Raw genomic sequence first — 6,287 nt, 5'->3', positions numbered from 1 at the left:
AACTACGGCGATCCGATTACCGGCCAGACCGGCCGGCTGTTTCTGCCGTTCGACGTCAGAGTGGGGCGCATATTGACGGACAATATCGCGCTGTCGCTCGAGGTCGGCGTGCCGATCATCAAGGATTACCCGGTCTATAATTTGAAGACACAAGTCAGGCTGAACGTGACTTATTAGGGATAAGCGATAGACGTCGATTAAATGGTTTTAGCAGTGAATTTAGTTGAATCGATCCATTCGGACATGTGGAAATATGATGCCAGCTAATTAGCCGACAGAGGAGGGAAGTCATGTGGCGACGTCTTGGAGCCGATTTCTTCAGAACTTTTTGGCTGACATTCGCTGGTTGAGGCAGTGCGGTGCTCGCTGCAAACCTCCCGTCACTGGGGATCGGATTCCTCGGGGTCAGTCTGGCGTTCGGATTGACCGTGCTCACCATGGCTTGTGCAGTCGGCCATATCTCGGGAGGGCATTTTAATTCTGCGGTGACCGTAGGCCTCTGGGCCGGCGGCCGCTTCAAGGCCAACGATGTTCTTCCCTACATCATCACGCAGGTAGCGGGCGCCGTCGTCGTGGCTGCCGTGCTCTATGTGATCGCCTCGGGCAAGCCTGACTGGGTTCCGGGTGGATTTGCGTCCAACGGCTATGGCGAGTTCAGCCCCGGAAAGTACACCTGGCGTCCTGCTTCCTGAGTGAAGTCATCGCTACTCTCTTCTTTATCTACGTCATCATCGGCACCACCTCGAAAGGCGCAGCAGTTGGAGTTGCCGGGATACCTATCTGGCTTTGCCCAACGCTGATTCATCTGTTCCTGATTCCGATCAGTAACGCCTCGGTCAATCCGGCGCGAAGTACCGGCCCCGCGCTGATTGCCGGTGGAGCTTATGTCGCGCAGCTGTGGCTATTCTGGCTAGCACCTATCCTCGGCGCCGCGGCTGCCAGCGTGGTCGGCCGCTGGCAACACGGTGAGCCGGACGCAGTTTGAACGCCAGGTGTTCGTAGAAGCGCCTCGCCAATCGTTCTGGTTCCGCGAGACATTTCAACGAAACGATCCTGAAACCATTTGGCGGAAACGCGAAGACAGCCCGAAACGGTTCACTGCGACTATCCAATTCGCCTCAGCCGAGGTCGAAATTTGGAGGTCGCCAATGTCTGCACTCGTTCAAGCCTTTTCCCAAGCCTCCCGCAGCGAAATTAAGATCAGTCCATTTGCGGCCGTCATGACGTTTTGCGGCGCGGTCCTGTTGGCGTCCGCGATATTTGCAAGCTACGGTCTCGATCTGAGCGCGGGGTTCTTCTGAACGTTGCGGCGCCGGATTCGGGCCACGTTCCCGCCTGAACGCGGCGATTTGAGCCTGCAACTCGTCTCTCACGCGATCAAGCACGCTGCCATATCGCGGGTCGCGTCCTGCCGGAACAGGCGCACGCTCGGGTACCACCGGACTATCGTGGCGGTTGAGCAGCCAGCGGTACGGCGGCGTGTACGGTAGCAGAATCCAGGTCGGCCGCCCGAGAGCGCCAGCGAGATGGGCGACGCTGGTGTCCACCGTGATGATGAGGTCGAGGCAGGAAGCCAGCGCAGCGGTTTCAGCGCCGGCGATAGCAGCCGCCACCATCAGGCTTCGTCGCATCGTTATCATGGCGCGCTCTCCCGGTCGGCCGCCTCTCTGGGGGCCTTATCGTCGCGGTAATCCCGTCTCGCTATTGCATGGAATTCTCTTCACCGGACCAGGAACTGCAAGGGCCACGTTCGATTTTCGAGCGCAGCCGCGTCAATGAACCGTCGATAGCTGGATCTAGCCGAATTCCGGGCCGTCGGGTCCCGGCGTCGCGCCGCGGCCGAGCGCAAATTGACCGACGGGGCCTTCAACGGAGAATTCCAGTCCGGTCATTCGCGCGAACCGGTCGATATTGTTGGTGCCAATCGCGCATCCGCCGAGCCTCAAGTCAGTTGCGGCGAGATAAAGCGTTTGCGTCAAGACGCCGACGTCCTTGAGGATGAGCGAGTAGGCGACTGAGCTATATTTCCATGAGACCCGGCCGAAGCGGGCCGCGACGACGAAAAGAACCTGCGGAAGACCGGAAGAGCCGGTGGCAAATTCCGCGTCCGAAAGCTGCGCGTCGAGGTCCTGCGGTTGGACTTCGATCGGCGTCAGTGCATGCCTATCGGCATCATAGTGATAAAATCCGCGCGCCAGGCCTTCGCAGTTGTTGACCGCGAGATAAAGCTCAAGTTCATACGCCGCGCCGCCGGACGGATAGGGGCGCGAAGCATAGGACACTTCCGGGCCTTCCTCGCCCATGTCGGAGGGGGCCGTCCATTTCGCCCGAACGCGAGCGGCGGTCTGTAGAAGAGTGGCCAACTCAGCCAGCGTGACAGGGTGTTCGTCGTCGAAGTCGCGTATCGAATGCCGCTCGTCGAGCAGGGCCGCGAACGGCGAGGGCGCAGAGGCCACTGCCGGAGCGCTGTTCAGATCGACCGCTCGTCCAGGCCACGGCGATCGCACCGCGGGCAAGGGCGCCATGAGATCGGAATACGAGTAAAGTCCGCCCAGCGGATTTGCTTGCCGGCCCTCGGTGCTATGGGTGTGAAACAACAGATCGTGAAAATCCCACAATACGAGGTTGGGATCGCCCTCCGATGGGCGCAAGCCGTCGCTATCGCCCTTCCGGAGCTTGAACAGGATTTGGCAATCCAGCAGCAATCCGAGAAGCTCCAGTCCGGGAAATCCGCGCTCCTTGCGATATCGGCTGATCTTCTGTGGCTGCGATAGCGTAGCGAGCGCGGCGGCAACCTTGGGATCGGCGATCCTGACCAAGGCGCCTGCGCGCGGCGATTCCAGCACCATCTCTGTGCCGCGGCGCCTGAGGTACGCAAATCGCGATAGCGCAATTGTATCTGTGTTGCCGATCTTCGAGACTTGCGGCCAATAATCGGCAATCTGCGGCTCGATCACAACGTAATCACGGCCGCCTCGCTCCGGCCCGAGGCGATATTCCAGGAGGCCACTACGCGCCAACCGCTGAACCAGCAGGTTGATTTCTTTATCGGCGGCGCGGCCACGTGAGAACGAGGCCAGCGGCAATCCGGTGCGAAGTTCACCAAGGCGCTTTAATGCTGGCGGGCTGAACTTTCCGAGGCCTTGGGCAAATCCCTCAAAGCGCGCGACGACATTGCCGTCTGTCTGCCCCTCGAGCGTGACATGTCCGCTCAGGCGGGCAGTGATAACCGGCGTTGTCGTGCGCGCTTTATTTTTTCCGGGAGCGGGCAAGCCGGGAGTGTCCTTTTCTAAGTGTGAGGCACGAACGGCGTCAGCTCGCTCTCCGTCAACGGCTTGTCAAGCAGGCCAAGCTTCACGGCAACGTCGTAGAGGCGGCCGGGTCCGAAGCGGCGATAGAAATGCCGCAAACCGGGAACGATGACTCTGGCGATGGATGTTTCGACATCCGGCCTCGTCTGATCGAGAACGAGAAAGTCGAGGCCCGCCTGTCGCGCAACCTCGACGCAAGCGTCGACCTGTTTGCGGGTATCACGGAGCGGCCCGAATTTCGAACCCGAGATCGCGGGGGCTGCCGGACGGCCATTCGGTAACAGGAACGGGTAGTTTGTCAGTTGCAGCGGCGTGACGTTATCGAGGCTGGGCTTCTCGCCCGATCCGCCGTTCATCAAGCCAATCGACATGAACTGGTTAAGTTCGGTCAGCGTACGGAGCAGCGCAATGCGGCTATCGAAATGCGCGCCGGAGCCGAACTCGATGTTCTCATGCCCGTTCTGCATCCAGTGCAGTATCGCAACATAGGTCGGAATGCCGAGATCGCTGGTGATATCGAGCACCCAAAGCTTGCGCCCCTGCTCGCCAAGCTGGGTTCGCAGATCCTGAACATAGGAATCGTCGAATTGGTTGAGATCGAGTTCCTCGCGCTGCAAGCGATTGTACCACCAGATGGCATAGGCGTCGCGCTCCACGAGCTCGAGGAAGCCCTGAACGATGGCCTCTTGAAGCGTGTTGCCGGCCGCACAGCCGTTGGAGTCGGCGTTGTATGAGTTCTCGCCGCCGCCATAAAAGAAATACATCAGGCTCGTCGGCAAATACCGGAAGCGTTGATCGCGCAGCGACCAGACCGGCGACCATTCGATCCTGGCCGAGGGATCGAAGCGTGCCGGGACGGGGTGGGAGTCGTCAGGCTCGGCCTCGGGCGAGCGATATTGCTCGTCGCTGAACAACAGGACGTCCTCGGGATTGATCGCCTCTCCAGGCTCGAAGTCGGTGAAACGCCTGGTCGTGCGGATTTCATCGCCCTGAAAGATGCCGGAGTAGCGTTCGATCGCTTCCATCAGGGCACTGGCTTCGGCCTGTTCGGCGGTCGAGCCCTTGCCGAAGCTTCCGCCCGTCAATCCTTCCCTGAGCGCGTCGACAGTCAGTGCCGGTCCGGAAAAGTTGTGGCTCGCGAAGTAATTCGTATTCAACGGCAGGTCGGCCTCGATCCGTTCCAATTTCTTGACGACGCCGGTGAGCGGACTGACATGCTTGCGAAAACGGGCGACGGTTGCGCGCGACGACACTGTGCGGAAACCTCCGCTTGTCATCGTCAGTTTGAGCCCGGGCCCGAGTTCGATCGGCGTCGGGGCGCGGCGCGGGTCGCGCAGCTTCCCGCTGCCGCAGGTCGGGCACTGCGGACGATGCGCCACGTAGTGCTTGACGGTCGTCGAACCCAGCAAATCATGACTGACGATGTGATTGTTGAGATCGGTACGAAATCCGCTGGCAATCGCCTTGGCGATCTCAAGCGCTGCAAACGGAATCGCGCTTTGTCCAAGCGGGCTGCGCACCAGTGGCGACGGGGAGACCACCCGCGCATCCGTGCGGTCGAGGAATCCCTTGACCTCGCGATTGCGGATCATGCGATCGAACAAACAGGTCCAGCATGGACCCTTACCGGGATTAAACACCGGTCCGACCAATGGAAAGGCGCCGGAAGGTTGCGCCAGCAGCCAGAGCGTGCCGCCTGGTACGCGTTGCTCATTCAACTTGGCAAGGCGCCGATCGAGATAATCGTTGGCGAGCGTGATCGTCAGATCGGCGGCGCGACCGGCGACGATCCGGACGCCCAATTCGCCCAGCGCTTTCGTGAGCTCCTTGGCGCCCTGGACATCAATGGCTTCCACCCGCACGCGGCAGTTAGCGAGGTTTTGCTCGGCCATGCCGGGCGGCAGGCCGAGGCTCGCCCAATATCCGGCCTGGACGCTGTTCGATGCAGGGGATGCCTCGACGAGGTATTGTCGTTCGATCAGGCGCTTGAGCGCTTCCTCTACTTTCTCGGGAGGAAAGCGTTTCCCAAACTCAGCAACGAGCTGTTGCAGGCTCTTTCCGCCCTTGCCAATGGCCGTAGCCAGCGCGCAATAGAGTTCGCCATGCAGGAAGAATTTGCGATCTTCGGAGTACAGACAGACCTGATCCGGCGGCAGCACGTAGACCGTGAAATTTGGTGCGAACTGCGCAATGTCCTTGGCGGCGCGACGGGCGGAAGCGGCCTTGCGCTTGGCTTTGGATGGAGCGGTCTTGCGTCTGGCGTTCATGATCTAGTGTTCCGGTTCCGACGTCAGTATCATGTTGCTGCAAGTGTTCTTACGAATGTCAGGACTCAAAGGAACACCAGCAAATCCAGTCTTTCTAGTGCGGGTTGGATTTGACATTCTTTATGAGGCCCCGCTTCGAAGCGAATATCAAATCCACCGCGTGAGTGTGCGGGGCTTGTCTGTCGCGCCTGAGGGTGTCTTTTACTGAAGCGGGAATTCGGAGTGTCGCGAAGCGCCAACAGGCCATATGCGCTGCGAACGACACCACACATGCATAGGCCGGGTCGACAGTGTCGAACCCGGCCCTGATTGTCGTTCACGCGAGGTAGGTAACCTCGCTTAGCACCAGCGACATGCGCCCCAGGAAGCGCAGCAGCCGCCGATCCAGCCAACGCCGCAGCCGCATCCGCGGCCACAGCCACGACATCCGCGGCAACCACGGCCACCGCCACAACCACGGCAGCCGCAGCCGCGGGCGAGCTGGACGTTGCCGTCCTTGGTCGCAGCCGTGCTCTCTTTGTCGAAGACGTAGAACGTCGCCAGGCTGACGTCAGCGATTTCTTCTTCGCCGAGCGTGATCTGCTGATTGGGTGAATAGTTCGTTGATTGAGTTGCGTCGTTAGCCGGCACAACTGCTGCCGACGCGCCGCCTACCATCGAAAAGGTCAAGCCAGCCGCGCCCAAGGCCGGTAGCGCGGCCTTAATACGC

At 60.3% G+C, this 6,287-nt stretch carries 4 protein-coding genes and 1 pseudogene; 1 reads left to right on the top strand and 4 read right to left on the bottom strand.

Going from position 1 to position 6,287, the window contains the following annotated elements; all coding sequences use genetic code 11:
* Positions 1-290 precede the first annotated feature (290 nt).
* A pseudogene (gene aqpZ, locus WB528_RS26665) lies at positions 291-985 on the top strand (aquaporin Z).
* Between the two features lie 133 nt (positions 986-1,118).
* On the opposite strand, the gene WB528_RS26660 reads toward aqpZ, so the two are convergent.
* The 4 genes from WB528_RS26660 to WB528_RS26645 all read right to left on the bottom strand — a co-directional run.
* Entirely contained in the window at positions 1,119-1,640 is a 522-nt protein-coding gene (locus WB528_RS26660; protein ID WP_423892338.1) for a glycosyltransferase family 9 protein, read from the bottom strand.
* 156 nt (positions 1,641-1,796) lie between these two features.
* A complete protein-coding gene (locus tag WB528_RS26655) occupies positions 1,797-3,272 on the bottom strand; it encodes a SagB/ThcOx family dehydrogenase (protein WP_423892337.1) in 1,476 nt (491 codons plus the stop codon).
* A 17-nt stretch (positions 3,273-3,289) separates the two neighbouring features.
* Positions 3,290-5,578, bottom strand: coding sequence for a TOMM precursor leader peptide-binding protein (locus tag WB528_RS26650; RefSeq protein WP_423892336.1), 2,289 nt, complete (start codon positions 5,576-5,578; stop codon positions 3,290-3,292).
* Positions 5,579-5,917: 339 nt separating this feature from the next.
* Positions 5,918-6,287, bottom strand: a 370-nt coding sequence (locus tag WB528_RS26645) for a hypothetical protein (protein ID WP_423892335.1), incomplete at its 5' end; no start/stop codon positions are given.

The sequence above is a fragment of the Bradyrhizobium sp. genome (assembly GCF_049586575.1).
Classification (GTDB): Bacteria; Pseudomonadota; Alphaproteobacteria; order Rhizobiales; family Xanthobacteraceae; genus Bradyrhizobium.
Note: the sequence above shows the minus strand (reverse complement) of the source record. Positions and strands in the feature narration are given on the sequence as shown.

Excerpts from the sequence above, each read along its gene's own strand:
- WB528_RS26660 (WP_423892338.1), bottom strand. The coding sequence starts at position 1,640 with ATGATAACGATGCGACGAAGCCTGATGGTGGCGGCTGCTATCGCCGGC.
- WB528_RS26650 (WP_423892336.1), bottom strand. The coding sequence starts at position 5,578 with ATGAACGCCAGACGCAAGACCGCTCCATCCAAAGCCAAGCGCAAGGCC.